The following is a 998-nucleotide window of genomic DNA, read 5'->3' as shown; positions in this document are numbered from 1 at the left end:
AGCGCTGGCCCGCACGCCGGGCCGAGCACCGGGCCGAGCACCGGACCGAGCACCGGACCGAGCACCGGACCGAGCATCGGGCCGGGCGTCGGCCCGCACGTCGACCCGCGCCCCGGACGCACGCCGGCCGCGGTGGACCGCACCCGGGAGAGGCGGGCCCCCGCACCTGCCCGGGAGGCGCCGGGGCGTGCTTCCCGGGGGTGGGGAGAACTCCCGGCGGTGCACACCGCCCTGGTCGGTGTCGCCCTCCCCGGTCTCGTCATCTCGACGGACCAGGGGCAGCTGACGGGTCAGGGGCTGGAGGGGTTCTACCGGGCGGCCACCCGCCTGCTGGCGCGGTGCGGGCTGCGCGTGGCCGGGCGGGAACCGCTCGCGGTGCAGGCCCGGAGGACCGGCGCCGACCGCGTCCGGTTCGTCGGGACGCTCCGGGCGTCCCCGCAGTCGGGCCCGGACCCGGACATCTTGGTCGAACGGATCCGGTGCGCGGACGGCACGGAGCGGATCACGCTGCACAGCGCGGCCCCGCACCCGCTCCGCCTCCCCGTCGAGGTGACGCTCGGCACGGACCTGGCCGATCTCGCGGCGATCGCGTCCGGCAGCGCGGGGCCGGAACTGCCCGCCCACGTGTACGACTCCGGGCTGCGCTGGTCCTCCGGCGGCACGAGCGCCACGGTCACGGCCGAACCCCCGCCCGCCGACGCCCTGGCCTCCGCGGGAGTCCTGCGCTGGGAGCTCGACCTGCCGCCGGGCGGCAGAGCGGGCGTGCTGCTGAGAGTGCGGCCCGGCAGCGGGGCACCCCTGCGTGCCGTGGGCCACGCGGCCGGCAACCCCCTCGCGCCGGCGCAGGCCACGGGTGACGACCCACGGGTCGCCGCCCTGGTGCGGACCAGCATCGACGATCTGCGGTCCTTGCTGCTCCGCGACCCCGCCAACCCCTCGGACACCCACCTCGCGGCCGGCGCGCCCTGGCGCTGCGGTCCGGCCGCCGCCGACGCGCT

Annotated in this window: 1 protein-coding gene; it reads left to right on the top strand. The window is 78.8% G+C overall.

Annotated features, from left to right (window positions below):
• Positions 1-219: 219 nt before the first annotated feature.
• On the top strand, positions 220-998 hold a 779-nt coding region (locus G3I53_RS01535; RefSeq protein ID WP_343240537.1), incomplete at its 3' end, for a glycogen debranching N-terminal domain-containing protein.

Source organism: Streptomyces sp. SID14436, from assembly GCF_010548465.1.
Taxonomy (GTDB): Bacteria; Actinomycetota; Actinomycetes; order Streptomycetales; family Streptomycetaceae; genus Streptomyces.
This window is presented reverse-complemented; position numbering and strand designations above follow the sequence as displayed.